Annotated in this window: 16 protein-coding genes; 9 read left to right on the top strand and 7 right to left on the bottom strand. The window is 56.0% G+C overall.

Annotated elements, in window-relative coordinates; translation table 11 throughout:
- Positions 1-6 precede the first annotated feature (6 nt).
- Positions 7-2,559, bottom strand: coding sequence for a magnesium-translocating P-type ATPase (gene mgtA, locus C5F52_RS10540; RefSeq protein WP_236657822.1), 2,553 nt, complete (start codon positions 2,557-2,559; stop codon positions 7-9).
- 87 nt (positions 2,560-2,646) lie between these two features.
- Here mgtA and C5F52_RS10535 point away from each other — a divergent pair, with 87 nt between their 5' ends.
- From C5F52_RS10535 to C5F52_RS10525, 3 genes are read left to right on the top strand one after another with little or no spacing between them, the layout of a single operon-like run.
- Positions 2,647-3,891: an efflux RND transporter periplasmic adaptor subunit gene (locus C5F52_RS10535; RefSeq protein ID WP_104798316.1), complete on the top strand. Its 1,245-nt coding sequence runs from the start codon at positions 2,647-2,649 to the stop codon at positions 3,889-3,891.
- Entirely contained in the window at positions 3,888-5,156 is a 1,269-nt protein-coding gene (locus C5F52_RS10530; protein ID WP_201746997.1) for an FtsX-like permease family protein, read from the top strand. The genes C5F52_RS10535 and C5F52_RS10530 overlap by 4 nt, the downstream gene beginning before the upstream one ends.
- A complete protein-coding gene (locus C5F52_RS10525; RefSeq protein WP_236657821.1) occupies positions 5,149-5,856 on the top strand; it encodes an ABC transporter ATP-binding protein in 708 nt (235 codons plus the stop codon). The genes C5F52_RS10530 and C5F52_RS10525 overlap by 8 nt, the downstream gene beginning before the upstream one ends.
- A gap of 9 nt (positions 5,857-5,865) precedes the next feature.
- On the opposite strand, the gene C5F52_RS10520 is transcribed toward C5F52_RS10525, so the two are convergent.
- The 6 genes from C5F52_RS10520 to C5F52_RS10495 all read right to left on the bottom strand — a co-directional run bounded on the left by C5F52_RS10520 (position 5,866) and on the right by C5F52_RS10495 (position 11,340).
- Entirely contained in the window at positions 5,866-6,567 is a 702-nt protein-coding gene (locus C5F52_RS10520) for a mobilization protein (protein ID WP_104798314.1), read from the bottom strand.
- A 161-nt stretch (positions 6,568-6,728) separates the two neighbouring features.
- Positions 6,729-7,520, bottom strand: coding sequence for an enoyl-CoA hydratase (locus tag C5F52_RS10515; RefSeq protein WP_104798313.1), 792 nt, complete (start codon positions 7,518-7,520; stop codon positions 6,729-6,731).
- Between the two features lie 9 nt (positions 7,521-7,529).
- A complete protein-coding gene (locus C5F52_RS10510; protein ID WP_104798312.1) occupies positions 7,530-9,170 on the bottom strand; it encodes an acyl-CoA synthetase in 1,641 nt (546 codons plus the stop codon).
- A 33-nt stretch (positions 9,171-9,203) separates the two neighbouring features.
- Positions 9,204-9,428, bottom strand: a complete 225-nt coding sequence (locus C5F52_RS10505; protein ID WP_104798311.1) for a cysteine-rich CWC family protein — start codon at positions 9,426-9,428, stop codon at positions 9,204-9,206.
- Positions 9,425-10,570 (bottom strand): HPP family protein, encoded by a 1,146-nt coding sequence (locus C5F52_RS10500; protein WP_104798310.1) that lies wholly within the window; start codon positions 10,568-10,570, stop codon positions 9,425-9,427. Before C5F52_RS10500 ends, C5F52_RS10505 begins: the two co-directional genes overlap by 4 nt.
- Positions 10,570-11,340 (bottom strand): FadR/GntR family transcriptional regulator, encoded by a 771-nt coding sequence (locus C5F52_RS10495; RefSeq protein ID WP_104798557.1) that lies wholly within the window; start codon positions 11,338-11,340, stop codon positions 10,570-10,572. Before C5F52_RS10495 ends, C5F52_RS10500 begins: the two co-directional genes overlap by 1 nt.
- 188 nt (positions 11,341-11,528) lie before the next feature.
- On the opposite strand from C5F52_RS10495, the gene C5F52_RS10490 reads away from it, so the two are divergent.
- The 6 genes from C5F52_RS10490 (at position 11,529) to C5F52_RS10465 (ending at position 18,258) form a co-directional block, all read left to right on the top strand.
- A complete protein-coding gene (locus C5F52_RS10490; protein WP_104798309.1) occupies positions 11,529-12,962 on the top strand; it encodes an aldehyde dehydrogenase family protein in 1,434 nt (477 codons plus the stop codon).
- 51 nt (positions 12,963-13,013) lie between these two features.
- Positions 13,014-13,895 (top strand): NAD(P)-dependent oxidoreductase, encoded by an 882-nt coding sequence (locus C5F52_RS10485; protein WP_104798308.1) that lies wholly within the window; start codon positions 13,014-13,016, stop codon positions 13,893-13,895.
- Between the two features lie 19 nt (positions 13,896-13,914).
- Positions 13,915-14,997 carry an isocitrate/isopropylmalate dehydrogenase family protein gene (locus tag C5F52_RS10480; protein WP_104798307.1) on the top strand — a complete coding sequence of 361 codons (1,083 nt, stop codon included), beginning with the start codon at positions 13,915-13,917 and terminating at the stop codon, positions 14,995-14,997.
- 90 nt (positions 14,998-15,087) lie between these two features.
- Positions 15,088-15,918: a phosphogluconate dehydrogenase C-terminal domain-containing protein gene (locus C5F52_RS10475; RefSeq protein ID WP_104798306.1), complete on the top strand. Its 831-nt coding sequence runs from the start codon at positions 15,088-15,090 to the stop codon at positions 15,916-15,918.
- A 47-nt stretch (positions 15,919-15,965) separates the two neighbouring features.
- The gene (locus tag C5F52_RS10470) at positions 15,966-16,946 is read left to right on the top strand and encodes a TRAP transporter substrate-binding protein (protein WP_201746996.1); all 981 of its coding nucleotides are present in this window, start codon (positions 15,966-15,968) and stop codon (positions 16,944-16,946) included.
- A gap of 70 nt (positions 16,947-17,016) precedes the next feature.
- On the top strand, positions 17,017-18,258 hold the full coding sequence (locus C5F52_RS10465) for a ribulose-bisphosphate carboxylase large subunit family protein (protein ID WP_104798555.1): 1,242 nt from the start codon (positions 17,017-17,019) through the stop codon (positions 18,256-18,258).
- Positions 18,259-18,260 lie beyond the last annotated feature (2 nt).

The raw sequence follows: 18,260 nt of genomic DNA, 5'->3' as shown, positions 1-18,260 counted from the left end.
TCAGGTTCATGCCCGCGATGGGCGGGTGATGGCGTAGCGGTAGAACAGCTGTTTGCCCACTTGAACAATGCACAAATAGGCAACCACCATGACGGCCAAAATGCCGTAAAAGCTGGCGGGTGGCGCGACAAAACCGAAGTACAAACCGAAAGGCGTCAAGGGCAAGACGATGGCGGTCACCACAATGGCGATGGAAGTCAAAGCGAGCAAGGGATGGGGTTTGCTTTTGAATGGATTGCCGCGCGTTCGTATGATAAAAATCACCAACACTTGTGTGCACAGGGATTCGACAAACCAGCCCGTTTGAAAAAGTTTTTCTTCAGCCTTCAAAATTTCGATCAAGACATAAAACGTCAAGAAGTCGAACAGCGAGCTGATGGGGCCAATCACCAGCATGAAGTTACGAATAAAACCCAAGTCCAGCACGCGAGGTTGCGCGGTTTCTTGGGCATCGACCTCGTCGAGTGGAATCGGAATTTCTGAGATGTCGTACAAGATGTTGTTCAGCAAAATTTGCGTGGGCAACATCGGCAAGAAGGGCAAAAACAGCGCAGCGCCTGCCATGCTGAACATATTGCCAAAGTTCGAGCTGGTGCCCATCATGATGTATTTCATGATGTTGCCAAAGGTGCGGCGTCCTTCGAGCACGCCCGCGTGCAACACGTTCAAATCTTGTTTCAGCAAGATGATGTCTGCCGCGGCTTTGGCCACGTCCACCGCGGAGTCCACCGACAAACCCACATCAGCGGCGTGCAGCGAGGGCGCATCGTTGATGCCGTCGCCCATATAACCCACCACATGCTGATTGGCTTTGAGCGCCAAAATCACGCGTTGCTTTTGGCCTGGATTGACGCGACAAAATAAATTCGCCGTTTCAACGCGGCGTTGCAAGCTTTGGTCGTCCAACAGTGCAATTTCTTTGCCTGTTAGAACACCTTGCACCTCAATGTTGAGTTGTTGGCAGACGTGGCGGGTGACCAAATCGCTGTCCCCTGTGACCACTTTGATGGCGACGCCAATTTTTTGAAGTTCAGCCAAGGCCGATGCCGCACTCGCCTTGGGTGGATCAAGAAACGCAGCGAAGCCCGATAGCACCAACCCCGACTCGTCGTTCACCAAAGCCACCGCATGGTCTTGTGGGACCTCTCGCCAAGCGATGCCTAAGACACGCAGGCCATCGTTTTCTAAGGCGTGATAGCGCGCATGAATTGTGGCGTCAGCGGTGTCGTCGAGGTCGGCTTGTGTCACCGATCCTTCGGCTTCAACTTCGTAGTGGGTGCACAAGCGCAGCATGTCTTCGGCAGCGCCTTTCACCACCAACCAACGCTGCGTGCCGTTGTCAACCAACACAGAGACGCAGCGTCGTTCAAAGTCGAAGGGGATTTCGTCGATCTTTTTCCAAGCGCTGACATCGACCGTGTCATGGTTGAGGATGGCATCGTCGAGCGGACTTTTTAAACCTGTTTCAAAAAAACTGTTGAGATAAGCCAACTCTAAAACGCGCAGGCTGGATTGGCCTTGCACATTCACATGGCGCTCTAATCGAATTTTTGCTTCAGTCAGCGTGCCAGTTTTGTCGGTGCAAAAGACATCCATCGATCCCAAGTCTTGGATGGACGTTTGACGTTTGACGATCATTTGCAACTTCGCCAAGCGAATAGCGCCACGCGACAAGGTGACCGACACCACCATCGGCAGCAATTCGGGCGTCAACCCAACGGCCAAGGCCACTGCAAATAAAAATGACTCCAACCAAGGTTTATGAAACCAAGCGTTGACGAGTAGGACAAATAAAACGAGCACCACGGTGAGCCACATGATGAGCATGCCAAAGCGGCGTGTGCCCAACTCGAACGAGCTGGCTTGTGTGGGCTTTTCAATGCTGTCAGCAATTTCGCCGATCGCGGTTTGCATGCCCGTTCTCATCACCAAAATCCGGGCGCTGCCACTGATGACCGAGGTGCCCATGAACACCGCATTGTTGGCTTCTTGCATCTCAGTCGCGTTAGCCAGAAGGGCGCCTGGACGCTTCTCGACAGGAAACGCTTCGCCCGTGAGCAGCGACTGGTTCACGAAAAAATCTTTGGCTTCGAGAATCAACGCATCGGCGGGAATCAAGTCGCCGGCACTGAGTAGGCAGACATCGCCTGGGACGACCTCACTGACCGCGATGTCTTGGGGTTTGCCATCGCGCACAACAGTGGCGCGGACGGAGACAGATTGCCTTAACTTCTCGGCCGCAGCGTTGGCGCGATATTCTTGAACAAAATCGAGTGTCACACTGAGCAAGACGATGCAGCTGATGATGGCGAAGTTGACCACCTCACCGGTCAGCGCTGACACCGAACTCGCGATCAGCAGAACGACCACGAGCGGGTTTTTGAAACGCGATAAAAATTGCCAAATAAGCGCGTTGGCACGCTTGGGGTGCAGCGTGTTGGGCCCGTTGTCTGCCCACAACTTTTGCGCCGCTTCGGTCGATAAACCGGTGAGGCTTTGTTGTGCCGATGTGGTGGTGTCGTCACTGAGCCACCAAGCTTGCAATTTGCGTTGTATCAAGAGATCCCTTTTTAGCCGAGGCCATGGCCAATATAGCGCGCCGCCACGCAGACTTGGGTCGTTGCTGCGGCGTATCATGATTTCATCATGCCTATGCTCATCACTTTGCGCCTCTTTGTCCAACGTTATATGGGTTGGTTGCTGTTAACCGCTGCTGTTTTGGTTGGTGTGTTTTTAGGCGTGCGATACGGATTGCAAGGGCCCGCAACGCCTGTGCTTGCCGTGGTGCAGCGTGATTTTGTGCAAACCGTTGTGGCGAGTGGGCATGTGGAAAGTCCGCATCGCGTTGAGCTGGGTGCTCAAGTGACGGGCACCGTGCTGCGTATTCCTGTGGCCGAAGGGCAAACCGTCACGGCGGGGCAAACCTTGATTGAGCTCGAAAGCACCGAGCTTCAAGCCGCATTGCATCAAGCGCAATTGGCCGTGGCGCAAGCCCAAGCCAAATTGCGTCAAGTTCATGAAGTGCAAGCGCCTGTTGCCGAGCAGGCCGAGCGTCAAGCGCAAGCGAATCAAGACGCTGCCACGCAGGCATTGCAGCGGGCACAAAGTTTGTTCAATCAGGGCTTCATCGGGCAGGCCGCCTTGGATGAGTCCAAGCGTTCCGAGTCTGTCGCGCGTGCGCAGCTGCGCAGTACACAACAACAATTGCGCAGTGCCAGTTCAGGGGGGAGTGATTTGGCTGTCGCTGAGTCGGCGTTGTCCCAAGCGCAAGCCGGTGCTGATGTGGCGCGCGCACGCTTGCGTTATGCCCAAATTCAAGCCCCCGTTGCAGGCACGTTGATTGCACGCAATGTCGAGCCTGGAGATGTGGTGCAACCCGGCAAAGTGCTCATGGTGTTGTCGCCTGCAGGTGAAACGCAGCTGGTGGTGCAAATGGATGAAAAGCATTTGAACCTCTTGAAGTTGGGGCAAGTGGCGCAGGCTTCGGCCGATGCGTATGCCGGGCAACGATTTTCAGCATCGCTGGTATTCATCAATCCGGGGGTCGATGCGCAGCGAGGATCGGTCTTGGTCAAGCTGCAGGTGCCCCAACCGCCTGCGTACTTGACGCAAGACATGACGGTATCGGTCGATATCGAGGTGGGGCATCGTCGCCAAGCGGTGCTGTTGCCCACCGAGGCTGTGCACGACTTAGACGGCGCCTCGCCGTGGGTGCTGCGCGTGGTGGATGGCCGTGCGGTGCACACACCTGTTCAATTGGGTTTGCGTACGCCAACACTGTGTGAGGTGTTGGGTGGTTTGAAGGCGGGTGACTGGGTGGTCCCCATCACCGCAGCTTTGGTGTTAGACAACGCCCGCGTGCGTGCGATGCCTCCGTCTGTGACGAAATGAGCGCCACGTCACGCCCCACTGAACATGCGCACGCGATACCGCGGTGGATGCCCTTTGAGTGGTTGGTCGCATTTCGTTTTCTGCGAGAGGGCCGTGTTCAAACCGGTTTCATCATTGGTGGCGTCGCGATTGGTGTGGGCGTCATCGTGTTCATGTCCGCATTGCTCAGTGGCTTGCAAGCCAATTTCGTCAAGCGTGTTTTGACGGGGCAGGCGCACATTCAGCTGTTGCCGCCTAAAGAGGTCGTGCGTCCGCTTTATCAAAATCAAAAAGACGAAGTGCACGCACACATCGTGCAAGCCCCTTTGCAACGGCTCAAAAGCATTGATCAATGGCAAAGTGTGATGGGGCAGATCCGTGCGTTGCCTGATGTGGCTGTCGTGTCGCCGGCTGTGAGCGGTTCTGCATTTGTGTTGCGAGGGGCGACGAGTCGAGCGATCACCGTGTTGGGGGTTGAACCTGATCTGTACTTTCGCATTGTTCCCATGCCTGAAAAAATAGTGCACGGACATGCTCGCGTGACGGTGAGTGACATCTTGATTGGCACCGAGTTGGCCAGTGATTTGGGCGTAGGCGTCGGCGACAAATTGCGTATTTCTGCGGCCAGTGGCAATTCAAACACGCTGGTGATCAGCGGTATTTTTGATTTAGGCAACAAGGCCGCGAACGCACGCACCACCATCGTTGCATTGCGGTCTGCCCAAAGCTTGCTGGGTTTGGTGGGCGGTGTGTCTGCGCTGGATGTCACTGTGCACGATGTTTACAGCGCTGAATCTGTGGCGCGGCACATCACCGCCTTGACGGGGGTTGAGGCGGACAGTTGGATCAAAACCAACGAGCAATTCTTCACGGCCATCAGCGCTCAAACCACGGCTAACACGGCCATTCGCATCTTTGTCGGCTTGTCGGTGGCCTTTGGTATTGCCAGTGTGTTGGTGGTCTCCGTGGTTCAAAAATCGCGTGAGATTGGCATCTTGCGCGCGATGGGCATCACGCGTGGGCAAATTTTGCGCATCTTTTTATTGCAAGGTGGTTTGCTGGGTTTGGGGGGCGCATTGGCCGGTGCGGTTCTCGGCTTTGGTGGGTTGCTCATTTGGCAGCAAGCTGAAAGAAATGCCGATGGCTCCGTCATGTTCGCCATGCGCTTTGAGCCCAGTTTGTTTGTGATGGCCTTGGTGCTGGCCACAGTGACCGGTTTGTTGGCCTCGTTCGCACCTGCGCTGCGAGCCGCGCGTCTTGACCCTGTGGTGGCTATTCGTGGATAAAGTGAACGCCCTCAAAAACGATGCGCAAGTGGTGGCGCTGCGCGGGGTTTGCAAGTCTTTCAATGTGGGCAAGCCCAATGAGATTGAAATTCTGCACAGCATTGACTTGACCTTGAATCGTGGCGAGTTTTGCGCCGTCATGGGGCCCTCAGGTTCAGGCAAAAGTACCTTGTTGAATTTGATTGGTTTGTTAGATCGGCCCACGCAAGGCCAGTTGGCCATTCGCGGCGAGGAGACCACGCAGTTGAATGACCAAGCACTCACACGTTTGCGTGGACATGCCATTGGCTTCGTGTTTCAGCATCACCATTTGCTGGGTGCGTTCACGGCATTGGAAAACGTGATGATGCCCATGTTGGGGGCGGCTGGTTTTTCTAACGCCGAGATCACGGCAAAAGCGATGGCTTTGCTCGACAGCGTTGGCCTCAGTGCTTTTCGTCACCAAGCGTCGGGCAGTTTGTCGGGCGGGCAGCAGCAACGCGTGGCCGTGGCGCGGGCCTTAGCCATGAGTCCTGCGCTGCTATTGGCCGATGAACCCACCGGAAATTTGGATAGCAAAAGTGCGGATGCCGTGTTTGATCTGCTCCACCGTGTCAGTCGCGACCAAGGCACCACGGTGCTGTTTGTGACCCATAACCCAGAGTTAGCCGCGCGCTGCGAAAAAACGATTCAGGTGGTGGATGGGCGTGTGGTGGGATAAGTGGACCGATCAGAGCGGCAGCGTATCAAAGGTTTCGTAGGTCTTTTTGAGCCAGTTTTTAACGCGCTGGCGTTCGAGCAGGCCCAACCCGTCTGTGCCACTGTGGTGGTTCAGCGCGGCCCAAAAGCTGGCGTTTTGACGGTCAATTTTGCGCATGCTGGTTTCTTGCAGTTGGCCAAGTGTGACCACGCGAGCACCATATTGCATGGCTTTCTTTAAGGCGTCGGATGCCTCCAGTTGCGAGAAATCTGTGCCGCGCCCTTGGTTTTTGACCACCACGTAGTTGGTGTCGTGGCCAAAAGTGTCGATCAAGGTGTCGAGCAAATCAACCGAGTCTTTGCCCGCATCTGCGATGTGCCAAAAATTCACGGTCACGCCCAGGTCCGCCATCACGTTGAACAAGTCGGAATCTTTGATCCAGCGCGTCAGCGGCGCGGCAGTTTGTGCCGCCAGATCGACGATCACACTGGGTGGTGCGCCGTCCACCGTGTCTTCAAAGGCGGCACCAATGGCATCCAGGCCTTCGTAGTTGTCCACGATGATGGGCGATGCGAAATCGGCATAAAAGCGCGTGAAGGAGGTGTGAGAGCGGTCGGTGTCAAAACCTGTGAAGGGCAATCGTTTGTCGATGAAGTATTGGGCCAAAACCCGCGACACCACAGATTTGCCTACGCCGCCTTTTTCGCCGCCGATGAAATTGAGAGAGCTCATGTTTTTATAAAGGTAAGGTTGATTTTTTCGACAACCCGATGGGTTGTGCATCAAGACTTACGCAAGAAACATGCGCGCCCATGGGAACGGGATATGCACAGTGGATGCGTCATTGGAGTGCACCTCGCCCCTCAGTGGTGCATGGCTAAGCGGTGTTCACCTCAGCTTACTTTCCAACTCGGTGTGCGTTTGTCAATGAAGGCTTGCACACCTTCTAAGGCTGCGTCATCCATCATGTTGCATGCCATGGCATTTTCGGCATTGGCATACGCGGCTTGTAGCGGTTGTTCGAGTTGTTCGTAAAACAGTTTTTTGCCAATGGCCACGGCGGTGCGAGGTTTGGCCAAGATGCTGTTGACGTAACGCTCGGTTTCATGGTCCAGCTGATCGGGGCTGACCACTGCGTTGACCAGGCCTTTGGACAGTGCTTGCTCGGCGGTGATGAAGTCGCCAGTGATCAGCATTTCAAATGCCGCTTTGCGTGCCACGTTGCGAGACAAGGCCACACTCGGTGTGGCGCAAAACAAACCCAAGTTGATGCCACTGACGGCGAATTTTGAGGTTGTTGAGCTGACCGCCAAATCGCACATGGCCACCAATTGACAGCCTGCAGCGGTGGCAATGCCGTTGACGACCGCGATGACGGGAACGGGCAAGCGCTGCAAGCGCATCATCATTTCGCTGCACTGATGGAACAAGGCTTGGTAGTACGCCAACGAGGGGCTGGCACGCATTTCACGCAAATCATGTCCTGCACAAAATGCCTTACCTTGCGCGCTCAGCACCACGACACGCGCTTGTGGGTTTTGCGCCACTTGGTCTAAGTGGTTTTGCAGCGCTTGCATCACTTGGCTGGAGAGCGCATTGAACGCATCGGGACGATTGAGCACCAAGCTCACCACACCCCGTTCATCGGCGTGGCAGGTCACGGAATCTGGAGTGGTGGCGGTCATTCGGTTTCCTTAATGGGGCGTGTTGGCACGTTCACGCAGTTGGAATTTTTGAATTTTTCCTGTGGACGTTTTAGGAATCTCTTCAAAGCGAATTTCTTTGGGCGTTTTGTAGCTCGCCAAGAGCGACTTGCAATGTGCGATCAACTCTTGTGCCGTGGTGGTGCTGCCGGGTTTGAGCTCAACGTAGGCCCAAGGTGTTTCGCCCCATTTTTCATCGAGCTTGGCCACGACAGCGCATGCAACGACCGCAGGGTGACGGTAAAGCGCATCTTCCACTTCTAAGGAGCTGATGTTTTCGCCACCCGAGATGATGATGTCTTTGCTGCGGTCTTTGATTTTCACGTAGCGGTCGGGTTCTAAAACAGCCAAATCGCCAGTGTGGAACCAGCCGCCTTTGAAGGCTTCGGCGGTTGCCGCTGGGTTTTTCAAATAGCCTTTCATGACCACGTTGCCGCGGAACATGATTTCACCCATGGTTTCGCCATCGGCGGGGAGGTCGGCCAAGGTGCTGGCGTCTTTCAGTGTCATGCCTTCTTGCATGGGGTAGCGCACACCTTGTCTGCCATTGAGTCGGGTTTGTTCCGACAAGTTTTCCTGTTGCCACGAACTGCGTTTAACAGCCACAGAGGAGGGGCCGTAGACCTCGGTCAGTCCGTAAACGTGGGTGATGTCAAACCCCAATTTCGCCATGCCCTCAATCATCGAGGCCGGTGGTGCTGCACCGGCCACCATGCCTTTGACGGGATGGGTGATTTTTTCACGCAAGGACTCGGGCGCAGCGATCAACAAGTTGTGCACGATGGGGGCTGCGCAGTAGTGGTCAGCCTTGTGTTCGGAGATGGCTTGCAAAATGTGCACGGCGTCCACACGGCGTAAGCAGACGTGCACGCCACCCAACATGGCGACGGTCCAAGGGAAGCACCAGCCATTGCAGTGGAACATGGGCAAGGTCCACAGGTAACGCGGGAAGTTGGGCATGTTCCAAGTGACGGCGTTGCTGACGGAATTCAAATATGCACCGCGGTGGTGGGTGACCACACCTTTGGGGTCGCCCGTGGTGCCCGAGGTGTAGCTGACGGCAATGGCATCCCATTCGTCGGCAGGACCTTCGAGTTGGGCCAGTGGTGCGTGTTGTCCGATCCAAGCTTCGTATTCGTGTGCGCCTAAGCGTTCGCCCGGGCCGTCATATTCCGAATCACACACATCGATCACCAAAAGCTCACGCTGAAACTCGTCCTTCAAAATTTGAAGTGCTTGCCGCGTGGTCGCTGAAAACTCGCGATCGGTGATGAGCACGCTGGCTTCGCAGTGGTTCATTTGCCATGCCAACAAGGAGGCATCGAGGCGGGTGTTCAAGGTGTTGAGTACGGCGTTCAATGCGGGCACGGCATAGTGCGCTTCGACCATCTCGGGTGTGTTGGACAGTATGACGCTGACGGTGGCGCCGCGTTGAACGCCTGCTGCCTGCAGCGCTGCGGCAAGTCGCGCAGATCTGTCGCGCACTTGAGCCCAGTTGTAGCGCCGTTGGCCATGAACGACCGCCATCAAATCGCCAAAAACTTCGGCGCTTCGCTCGACAAAACTGGTCGGTGATAAGGCGACAAAGTTGGCTGGATTCTTTTCCAGATGTTGGTCAAAGATGGCGCTCATGAATGGGTCCTTCTGTGGGTCATTTTGAAAAGTTTAAACCAAGGATTTCGCACCGATGGCGGCGCATTTTGCGCAAATACAGGCGCGGTTTTGGGCAGCTTGGGGCAAGCTGGCTAGCAATTCAGGCGTGAAGGTGGCGTTGACACACCAACACGGTTCTTGCGTTTGGCCTGTCAGTCGCTCAATTTCCATGGCACATTGGTTGGCAGCTCCGCAAAGCGGGCAACGTGTTGGATCAAGGGGTGGTGCGGTGTTCATCTTTGTACCGATCGGCTCAGTGCTTTGACCAAGTCTGTTTGTGTCAGGATGCCGATCAACTTTTTTTCTGTATCGATGACCGGTAGGTGATGGTGCCCAACGGCCGAAAAGAGTGGCAGCAAATCAACGGCGTGTCCTTGGGCGCTGGCAACGCGGACTTTGCGCGTCATGATTTGGCCAACGACTTCGGGTCTCTCTGAATGGCTCAGGCCTGACGGGCGAAGCAGGGTTTGCATACGCTTTGTCAAATCATGGGGCGTCTGAATACCCGCGTGTTTCAAAAAGTCTGTCACCGTCACAATGCCCACCACATGTTTCGCTTGGTCAACGATGGGGAGCGCTTTGATGTGGAACTGACGCATCAGCGCCCATGCCTCTTGCAGCGACGTGCCAAATTGAACGGCAATCGGATCGGTGGTCATGATGTCTTGGCATCGCAGTTCGCCAAGCGTGCGCTGATAAGCGGCAGCTTCGGTGTGTCGCAATAACCCAATCAAATCGTCAGGGTTCACGTCTAGCACTTCGTTGTAGTGGGCGAGTGCAGTGTCTAGATCAGCTTTTGTGAAGCGGCTTGAATCAGCCCATTCATCGCGACCTTGATCGCTCAGGGCGTGGTGAGCGTAAGGATGCCCTGTCGCGCTGTTGTAGAGCATGCCAAAAATGGCCAGCAAAACCGAGTTGGTGAAGACCGGAAAGGCGACAAACGACAAGGTCGTTTCATGCGTGAGGACAAGCAGCAGCGCCATGGCACCACCGGGTGGGTGGATGCACCGAAAAACGAGCATGGTGGCCATCGCGAGGGCGACCGCCAATGCGCCAGCCAGCGGCACTGGCGTCACGTACGTTGCGCAGGCGATGCCGACGAGCGCCGACAAGGTGTTGCCGCCCACAACTGCCCAAGGCTGTGCCAATGGGCTGGACGGGGTGGTGAAGACCAGCACCGCGCTGGCGCCTATGGGCGCGACGAACCAAGGGCTCAGGTGGTGCCCCATGTGTTGAGAAATCAATGCCGTCACGAACAGCCCAATCGCTGCGCCCAGCACGGCGCGCAGCTGTTCTTTGGGGCTCGTCTTGATGGTGTTGGGGACAAGCCGCAAGCACCACTGTTGAGCGCTCAGGCCAAGTGTGTGAACGCGACGCATCAAATCTCGGGGGTGGCATCCAGCATGCGGATGCGGGCTTTTTCAACGTGACTGCGCATGGCGCGACGGGCACCTTCGGCGTCTTGTTGCTTGATCAACTCATAAATCGCGCGGTGCTCATCAATGGCGTCTTGGGTTCTTCGCCAAGGTTTGAGTTGGGCCATGTGGCGCCACAAATTGATGGCGTGGCTGACATCGTGCTCCAACGATTTCAAGATCTGAGTCATGCGCGGGTTAGCCGTGGCTTGGCCAATGGCTTCGTGAAAACCGAAATCAAAGTGGTGAGCCACGTCGCCGTTGGCAGCCGCGTTTTCAAACCCCGTCAGCATTTCTTCCATGCGGGCGAGGTCGGCCGATGTACGGCGCAGCGCTGCGAGGTAGGCGCACTCAGGCTCGATGACGAGGCGCAACTCAAGGCCATGAATCAAGTCGCTCATGTTTGTGCCTACACGCGTGTTCGACACGGCCACGGGTGCATGCTCAGACGCGCGTACGTAGGTGCCCGAACCGCGGATCGATTCAATCAGCTGATCTTGGCGCAACCGATCCAGCGCCTGCCGAACGACAGGGCGAGAGACTTGAAAAAACGAGGCCAGCTGCACTTCGGAGGGCATGCGTGTGTCAGTGGCCAGCTTGCCGGTTTTGATGGCGTGAAACAGACTTTCATACACCCGCTCCGCAAATCGCTCATGGCGCACGGGCTCCAGTCCCAGTTCTAGGGGGGAGTTGAGACTCGCCATGTCTTCGCCTATGTCGGGGAGGGGATGCATGTCTTTTTCCATGGCTGGATTATCGGCAGAGTTGTTTTTGGTCAAAGGTCATAAAAGTAAATTAAGTGAACAAATATTCACTGCATATGGTGAATTTCAGCGAAATAAATGAATTAAAGTAAATGTTGTTTACAACTTATGTGCGTTTTCTTCAAAATTCACGCACTTTCGCTCTGATCTTTACCTTTATGAAACAACACTTTATCAACAACGCTTGGGTCGCCTCCACTTCGGGTGCGTACATCGACGTGCTCGACCCTTCAGATGGCCAAGTTTTTGACAAACTGGCGCGCGGCAACGCACACGACATGGATGTGGCGGTGCGTGCCGCTCGTGCTGCATTTGACGGAGCGTGGGGGCGTTTGACAGCAACGGAGCGTGGTCGTTTGCTGCAAAAACTGTCTCAAAAAATGCTCGATCACATCGATGAGTTGACGCAGCTGGAATCGCGAGACTGCGGCAAGCCGCTCAAGCAAGCACGCGCTGACGTCACGGCCATTGCGCGTTACTTTGAGTTTTATGCGGGGGCTGCAGACAAGTTGATGGGGGAGACCATTCCTTATCAGAACGGCTACACCGTCCTCACCATTCGCGAGCCGCAGGGTGTGACCGGTCACATCATTCCGTGGAATTACCCCTTGCAAATTTTTGGGCGCAGCGTGGGCGGTTCACTGGCGGCAGGTAATGCCTGTGTGGTCAAGCCCGCGGAGGACGCCTGCTTGTCGATTTTGCGGGTCGCGGAATTGGCGGCCGAGGTGGGGTTTCCTGCGGGGGCCATCAACGTGGTCACGGGTTATGGCCATGAAGCGGGTGATGCCTTGGTGCGCCACCCGGGCATCGATCACATCTCGTTCACGGGCTCGCCCAACATTGGCAAGTTGGTGGTGCAAACCGCAGCCGAGCATCACACACCGGTGACCTTGGAGCTGGGCGGCAAATCGCCCCAAGTGGTGTTTGCCGACGCTGATTTGGATGCGATGGTGCCAGTGGTCGTGAACGCCATCGTGCAAAACGCGGGGCAGACGTGTTCGGCGGGCAGCCGCGTGCTGGTCGAACGCAGCGTGTACGAAGCGGTCATTGCGCGACTGGCATTGGCTTTCAATGCCTTGCGCGTGGGGCCTGCTGCGATGGATTTGGATTGCGGCCCGCTGATTCGCCAAACCCAGTTGCAACGCGTGACCGCCTTTTTGGACGAAGCCAAGCGCGATGGGTTGACGGTTGCGGGCGCTGGTCAAGTGGTGGCCGGTGCACCGGAGGGCGGCTTTTACCAAGTGCCCACATTGATTCGTGATGTGCCGCCTAGGCACCGATTGGCGCAAGAAGAAGTGTTTGGCCCCGTCATTGCCATCATGCCTTTTGACGACGAAGCCCATGCCGTTAAGTTGGCCAACGGCACAGACTTTGGTTTGGTCGCCAGCGTTTGGACGCGTGATGGCGCACGCCAAATGCGTTTGGCGCGGCAGATGCGTGCGGGGCAAGTGTTCATCAACAACTACGGCGCGGGCGGGGGCATTGAGTTGCCGTTTGGTGGCGTCAAGGCCAGTGGCCATGGTCGTGAAAAAGGCTTTGAAGCCTTGTACAGCTTCACCGTTTTAAAGACGATTTCTATCAAACACGATTGAGCCACTGCGGCGCATTCGGTTCACACACAACACACAGGATTCGGAGCAAACATGAAAAAAATCGGAATGATCGGCATTGGCATGATGGGCCACGGCATTGCCAGCAACTTACTCAAACATGGTCAAAACCTGTCGGTGCTTGAGCACGCCGGCAACCAGCCGCTGGACGCCTTGGTGGCGGCTGGCGCAGGGACCTTCAAAACGCCCAAAGCCTTAGCGAGTCATTGCGATGTGATCATCTTGTGCGTCACGGGAACGCCGCAAGTCGAGGCTGTGCTTTTGGGCGATGACGGCGTTTTGCAGGGCATGCGCCCAGGCACCATCGTCATCGATTGTTCGACCGCAGTGCCCACGTCGACCGAAAAAGTGTCGCAACTGGTGATGGCGCAGGGTGGGTTCTTTTTAGATTCACCCATGACCCGCACCCCCAAAGAAGCCGCTGAAGGGCGACTGAATTTGCTGGTTGGCGGCGACGCCAAGTTGTTTGAAGAATGCAAGCCCATCTTGTCGTGCTTTGCTGAAAACATCGTGCATGCGGGGCCTGTGGGCGCGGGGCATCGCATGAAACTGCTGCATAACTATGTGTCGCTTGGCACCGTCACCTTGCTGGCCGAAGCTGCGGCTTGTGCGCAATTGTCTGGCGTGAACGCGCAAACCTTTGTGGATGTGTTGGCGATGGGCGGCGGCTGGGGCGCTGCGTTGGAGCGCTTGAAACCTTTCTTGGCCAATGGCGACCCTTCGGGCTTGCGCTTCAGCATGGCCAATGCCTTGAAAGATTTGAGCTATTACAACGAGATGGCGAAAGACACGCACGCGGATCGCACGGTGGCCGAGGCCATCCAGCGTACGCTGGCAACCGCGTGCCAAGACGGCAACCCCCAAGCCTTGCTGCCAGAGATCATTCCGATGATCGCGCAACGTCAATCCCACTGATTTTTGAGAGGTGCGCGCTATGAACTATGACATCGTGACGATAGATGGTGACGGCATCGGCCCAGAGGTGTGCCAGTCCGCCATTCAAGTGCTGCGCGAGGCGTGTGGTGCTGGGGTCTTGAATTTTTTACCCTTCGACGGCGGCGCAGGGCATTACCAGCGCACAGGGCATGTGTTGCCCGACGACACCTATGCGGCTTGCCGCAAGGCGCATGCCATCCTTCATGGCGCGGCTGGCTTGCCCGGTGTGACCTATGCCGATGGCACCGAAGTGGGCAACGACTTGCATTTGCAACTTCGCTTCAAGTTGGATTTGTTTGCCAACGTTCGCCCCATTCGTTTGTACGCCGGTGTGAAGTCGCCCTTGGCCGATTGGTCTGCAGGACAGATTGACTACGTCATCGTGCGTGAAAACACCGAAGGCTTGTACGCCAGCCGCGGTGCGGGTGTGAACCTGCGCGGCGAAGTGGTGACCGACACCTTGGTCATGACCCGCTTAGGCGTCGAGCGTGTGGCCAAGTTTGCGTTTGATTTGTCACGCCGTCGTCAAGGCGCACCGCGCGATCAGCAGCGCCGCGTGACGGTCTGTGACAAGGCCAATATTTTGAAAAGCTATGCCTTCTTCAGAGCGGTGTGTGATGAGGTGGCGCAGTCTTACAGCGATGTTGCGATTGACTATGCCTACGCCGATGCCATCACCGTGCACATGCTCAAGAAGCCAGATTTTTATGACGTCATCGTGGCCGAAAACATGTTTGGCGACATCATTTCTGACTTAGGTGCTGCCACGGTGGGTGGGCTGGGCATGGCCCCTTCCGCCGAGTTGGGACTTCACCATGGCTTGTTTCAAGGCGCCCATGGCTCAGCACCAGACATTGCGGGGCAAGACGTGGCAAGCCCGCTCGCCACCATTTTGTCGGGCGCGCTGATGTTGCGCTGGTTGGCCGATCGACATGGCGATGCCCACTTGCACCAAGCTGCAGATCGGGTTGAAAAAGCCGTGGAAGACGTGTTGTCGCATGGCGATGCCATTCCGCACGACCAAGGTGGCCACGCACGTTGTACCGAAGTGACTCAGGCCGTTTGCCGCCGATTGCGTTGATGGCTGCATGCATTGACTAGGTAGATGTCCTAGTTTTGTAACTGGTGAACTCGTCATACCATCACGCCACTATATGAGTGGAGGCTGTGGATGACAAAATCAATTGCATTGTTTGGGGCTGGCGGAAAGATGGGCGCACGCTTGTCGAAAAACTTGGTGGGCTCGCCTTACCAAGTTCGCCATGTGGAAGTCGGTGAAGTGGGGCGCAAGCGCCTGCAAGACGAGTTGGGCATTGCCTGTTGCTCGGTCGAAGACGCCTTGAAAGATGTGGATGTGGTCATCTTGGCCGTGCCCGACACCTTGATTGGCAAGCTCGCTGCCGAGATTGCCCCCCAACTCAAAGCTGGCACCATGGTGATGACCTTGGATGCGGCAGCGCCCTTTGCGGGCCATTTGCCTAAGCGCCCTGATTTGACGTATTTCGTGGCGCACCCTTGCCACCCCAGCATCTTCAGTTCAGAAGTGCACACCCCGGGATCGCCCGACTACTTTGGCGGTGTCACTGCTGCGCAATCGATCGTGAGTGCCTTGATGCAAGGGCCAGAAGACGCTTTTGACTTGGGCGAGGACATTGCCAAAACCATTTACCAGCCCATCTTGCGCTCTTACCGCGTGACCGTTGAGCAGATGGCGTTGTTGGAGCCCGGTTTGTCTGAAACTGTCTGCGCCACTTTGCTCGATGTGATGCGTGAAGCCATGGACGAAGTGGTCTCGCGCGGCGTGCCTGCCGATGCGGCTCGCGATTTCTTGCTGGGTCACATGACGATTTTGGCGGCCGTGATCTTTAAGCAAATCCCAGGACAGTTCTCGGATGCCTGCAACAAAGCCATCACCTTTGGCAAGCCACGCCTGATGCGCGATGACTGGAAGCAAATTTTTGATCACCAAGAAATTGCCGACAGCATCGAGCGCATCACCTGATTTCTGTGCACCTTTCGCCCTTCCAACGTAGAACCCAAGGAGACCTCATGACATTTCAAAAGACAGTGCGTTTCGCTTCGATTGCCGCCGCCTCGTTGCTGGCGCTGAGCTCGGTCAGTGCCCAAACCATTTTGAAAATTGGCTACACGCCCGCGGCCACCTCGCATTACGGCGTGGGCTCGACGGTGTTGTGTGACGAAATTGAAAAAGGCACGCAAGGCCGCTACAAATGTCAGCAATTCCCCAGCGGTGCGTTGGGTGGAGAGCGCGAAATGATCGAAGCGGTGCAATTGGGCACGCTCGACATTGTGAACACCTCCACAGGGCCCGTCGGCAACTTTGTGCCTGAAGTGAAGATCGTGGACATTCCGTTTTTGTTCCGCGACTACGACCATGCGCGCAAATACTTTGACGGTCCTCAAGGCCAAGAGATGCTCAGCAAATTCCCAGCCAAAGGCTTGGTCGCTTTGGCGTGGACCGAAAACGGTTTTCGCCACATGACCAACAGCAAACGCGCCATCGTGAAGCCCGAAGATGCCGCTGGTTTGAAGATGCGCACCATGGAAAACAAAGTGCACATGGACGGCTACCGCGCGTTTGGCATTCAACCCACGCCCATGGCTTTCCCTGAGGTGTTTGGCGCTTTGCAACAAGGCACGGTGGATGGTCAAGAAAACCCGATTCCTGTGATCTTGGCTTCTAAGTTTTCGCAAGTCCAAAAGCATTTGTCGTTGACGGGCCATGTGTATTCACCCGCTTTATTTTTGACCTCACCACGCGTGATGAACAAGCTCAGCGAGGCAGACAAAAAAGTGTTTTTTGAAGCCGCCAAAAAAGCCAACGTCGCGCAGCGTCAAAAGGTGAATGAAGACGAAGCCAACGGCATTGCCCAACTTGAGAAGGAAGGCATGACCGTGATTCGCAAGGTGGACGGTGTGGCGTTCCGTGATGCATTGCGCACAACCTACGCCAATTACTCGAAAGAGTTTGGTGCTGAGAATATTCGCAAAATTCAAGAATACAAATAAAACGATGCAACTCTGAAAGACGGCCCTCACACCCCTGAGGCCGTCTTTTTTTATGCAAGAAAGTGTGGAGATGAGCGAACGAATTTATGCCCGATATTGGCTAGAAACAGGGGACGACCCGCTGCGTGCCGCCGAGGTGATCGCAGGCGAACAGTCCAGCGGCACGTTTTTAAAGCTCGCCACGGAAACCCCTGCTTTGAAAGAGCGCTCTGGCGCACGGGTGGAGTCTTTGCAGGTCTTAGAAACGGTGGCAGAGCCCAGCTTGCCGGGTGGCATGAAGTCCAACACCTACACGCGCTGTTTGCTGGAACTGTCGTGGCCCTTGGAAAACATGGGGCCTTGTTTGCCCACCTTGATGGCCACGGTGGCTGGCAATTTGTTTGAGTTGGCACAAGTCTCTGGCCTGCGCTTGTTAGATTTAACTTTGCCACCCGCGTTTGCCAAAGCCTATCCAGGTCCAGCCTTTGGCATGGCGGGCACACGACGTTTGAGCGGCGTGGCCAAGGGCCCGCTGATTGGCACCATCATCAAACCCAGCGTGGGCTTGAGCGTGTCTGAAACGGCCCAGCAAGTGCAGCTCTTGGTCGATGGCGGGATTGACTTCATCAAAGACGATGAACTGCAAGCCGATGGCAGCTACTGTCCGTTCGACCAACGCGTAGAAGCCGTGATGCGCGTGGTGAATGACGCTACGCAAAAGATGGGGCGCCAAGTGATGGTGGCCTTCAACATCACCGGCGACCTCGACCAAATGAAGCGTCGCCACGATTGGGTGTTGAAGCACCAAGGCTCGTGTGTGATGGTCTGTTTGAACTCTGTGGGCCTGACCGGCCTGAGCGCCTTCAGGCAGCACAGCACCTTGCCCATCCATGCGCATCGCGCGGGTTGGGGTTATTTGAGCCGCAGTCCGTATGTGGGCTGGGACTTCGCCGCGTGGCAACAAATTTGGCGTTTGGCGGGCGTGGACCATTTGCATGTGAATGGCTTGCGCAACAAATTCAGCGAACCCGACGAGGTGGTCATTGCCGCTGCACGCTCGGTGATCACCCCCATGTTTGAACATGCACCCATGCAAGCCGTGCCCGTGTTCAGTTCGGCCCAAACGGGTCTGCAAGCGCACGACACCTATGCCGCCTTGGGCAATGCTGATTTGATTTGCACCGCAGGCGGCGGTATTTTTGGTCATCCCGATGGCGTGGCGTGTGGCGTGACGGCGTTGCGTCAAGCTTGGGAGGCGGCTGAAGCCGGTGTGGATTTGGCCAGCTACGCCAAAGACCGCCCCGCTTTGCAACGCGCCTTGACTTTTTGGTGACC

The sequence above is a fragment of the Limnohabitans sp. TS-CS-82 genome, assembly GCF_002943475.1.
The sequence above is the reverse complement of the archived record's forward strand: the minus strand, read 5'-3'. Positions and strand labels throughout refer to the sequence as shown.

What these genes read in the sequence shown, in the direction of transcription:
- C5F52_RS10535 (WP_104798316.1), top strand. Translation starts at nt 2,647, where the DNA reads ATGCCTATGCTCATCACTTTGCGCCTCTTTGTCCAACGTTATATGGGT.
- C5F52_RS10530 (WP_201746997.1), top strand. Translation starts at nt 3,888, where the DNA reads ATGAGCGCCACGTCACGCCCCACTGAACATGCGCACGCGATACCGCGG.
- C5F52_RS10520 (WP_104798314.1), bottom strand. Translation starts at nt 6,567, where the DNA reads ATGAGCTCTCTCAATTTCATCGGCGGCGAAAAAGGCGGCGTAGGCAAA.
- C5F52_RS10515 (WP_104798313.1), bottom strand. Translation starts at nt 7,520, where the DNA reads ATGACCGCCACCACTCCAGATTCCGTGACCTGCCACGCCGATGAACGG.
- C5F52_RS10510 (WP_104798312.1), bottom strand. Translation starts at nt 9,170, where the DNA reads ATGAGCGCCATCTTTGACCAACATCTGGAAAAGAATCCAGCCAACTTT.
- C5F52_RS10505 (WP_104798311.1), bottom strand. Translation starts at nt 9,428, where the DNA reads ATGAACACCGCACCACCCCTTGATCCAACACGTTGCCCGCTTTGCGGA.
- C5F52_RS10500 (WP_104798310.1), bottom strand. Translation starts at nt 10,570, where the DNA reads ATGCGTCGCGTTCACACACTTGGCCTGAGCGCTCAACAGTGGTGCTTG.
- C5F52_RS10495 (WP_104798557.1), bottom strand. Translation starts at nt 11,340, where the DNA reads ATGCATCCCCTCCCCGACATAGGCGAAGACATGGCGAGTCTCAACTCC.
- C5F52_RS10490 (WP_104798309.1), top strand. Translation starts at nt 11,529, where the DNA reads ATGAAACAACACTTTATCAACAACGCTTGGGTCGCCTCCACTTCGGGT.
- C5F52_RS10485 (WP_104798308.1), top strand. Translation starts at nt 13,014, where the DNA reads ATGAAAAAAATCGGAATGATCGGCATTGGCATGATGGGCCACGGCATT.
- C5F52_RS10480 (WP_104798307.1), top strand. Translation starts at nt 13,915, where the DNA reads ATGAACTATGACATCGTGACGATAGATGGTGACGGCATCGGCCCAGAG.
- C5F52_RS10475 (WP_104798306.1), top strand. Translation starts at nt 15,088, where the DNA reads ATGACAAAATCAATTGCATTGTTTGGGGCTGGCGGAAAGATGGGCGCA.
- C5F52_RS10470 (WP_201746996.1), top strand. Translation starts at nt 15,966, where the DNA reads ATGACATTTCAAAAGACAGTGCGTTTCGCTTCGATTGCCGCCGCCTCG.
- C5F52_RS10465 (WP_104798555.1), top strand. Translation starts at nt 17,017, where the DNA reads ATGAGCGAACGAATTTATGCCCGATATTGGCTAGAAACAGGGGACGAC.